Source organism: Synechococcus sp. RC10B2 (assembly GCF_047502635.1).
The window spans coordinates 1-1,597 of the sequence record NZ_JANSHO010000067.1; the positions used below are offsets into that span (position 1 = coordinate 1).

Here is a 1,597-nt window from a genome sequence, read left to right on the forward strand (position 1 = left end):
CTGATACATTTACGCTGAACACTGCTGAGCATTACTGCTCAGCGGTGAAGCGATAGCATTCTGTCCGTTTCCGTTGTCACTACGCGATGCTGACGCGACCGCGCTACTCGGACGGAGTCCAAACAGAAAGGCGGTATCCCGCAAAGCCCTGAGCATGACACCCAGAGCGCCTTGCCAATCTCGTGGTAGCCTATGGTTGCACTTTGGGCATCTAAACACCTTTGCGCCACCCAACTTGGTGTGGATGTGCCCGCACTTGGTACAGGTTTTGCTGGTGTACGCTTCCGATACTTCCACGACAACCACGTTTTTCTTCTTGGCTTGAAACTTCAGGAGCTGCTTGAACCGGTAGTGCGCCCAGGTGAGCATCGCCCTTGCTGTCTTGCTACCAAACTTCCTCCCTGCCTTGGCAACCATCTTGGCTGACTCGAAAGTGGGGAGGAATATCAATCGGTAGTTATCCGTTAGGAACGCCGCTACCTTGCGATGGCACTCGTCCACCAAGTTCCTGATTCTCTCCCGCAGACGAAACGCCGCTTGCCGCATTCGCCTACGCTTGGGTCTCGGTGCTTTACTCAGCCTAGATTGCAGACCGTCTAGGTGGTAGCACAGCCGAACGATCCTGCCAAAGTCTCCCTTGGCGATATCTACAAAGCCCGCCCCATCAAACCCTGTAAGGAAGCTTCTTACTCCAGGATCAAGTGCGATCACCCCCTTTGCTAACGAACACTGCTCGTTCACGGGCTCAGGAAAGATGGCATACCATCTGTCTTTCACCCGCATTAGCTCAGTTCCACGTGCCCATTCTCTGGGCATCTCCTCGGATGCGCGGAACGCCAAACCTCGGGTGAGTTTCGGATACCACGTCCCATTGCGAAAGTTGCCGGCGTTGAATTGCAGCGTATGCGACCTGTCCCGCACACTGCGAAACCTCGCGTCTTTGCTTCGGCGAAACGCTAACCACGCCTCGACGACCGCGTTCTGCTTGATGTGGCAAGGGACGTCCTTCACCCACTCGGGTAGGTCGGAGCGCAGGATGATGTCCCGCAGCTTTCTGGCCGTTTTTGGGGCACCATGCTGACGCTGATAGGCAATCGCTTGGTTGTAGCAGTACCGGCACGCCGCTTGCCACCGCTTCCAAACTTTAGCCAGCGCTGGCTCCGGATAAATCCGTATCTTTCTCGATTGCAGCCCGGTATTTTCTGAGTCCGTAGAGCCGACTGCTGAAGCAGTGCAGGATGGTGAGGATATCCTCAACCAGTTCCTGCTGGGGAGAAAGGTGATCGTCATCGAGAACCAAGATTTCGCACCCGTATTGACGGCAGTACCACTCAACGAACTCAAATCCAAACCGGCAGAGTCGATCCCGGTGAGCGACCACAATCGTTCCGATATCTCCTGCACGGACTCGTTCCAATAAGGCAAGGAACTTTGGTCTTTTGAAGTCGAGACCGCCGCCAACCTCTCCGACCACTTCGGCTCCAGGATAGAGGTTAACCAGTCTTGCAATCTGTCTCTCCAAGTCTGACTTTTGCCCTCGACTGCTGACTCGGGCGTACAAAACGACTCGTTTGGCTTTCTTTGGCGTTCTGATGTA

At 54.8% G+C, this 1,597-nt stretch carries 2 protein-coding genes; both read right to left on the reverse strand.

The genetic code is table 11. The features are described 5' to 3' along the window. Positions 1-9: 9 nt before the first annotated feature. Positions 10-1,257, reverse strand: coding sequence for an RNA-guided endonuclease InsQ/TnpB family protein (locus NW855_RS09960; RefSeq protein WP_414508721.1), 1,248 nt, complete (start codon positions 1,255-1,257; stop codon positions 10-12). Continuing rightward, positions 1,145-1,597, reverse strand: a 453-nt coding sequence (locus NW855_RS09965; RefSeq protein ID WP_414508720.1) for an IS607 family transposase, incomplete at its 5' end; no start/stop codon positions are given. The genes NW855_RS09960 and NW855_RS09965, both read right to left, overlap by 113 nt.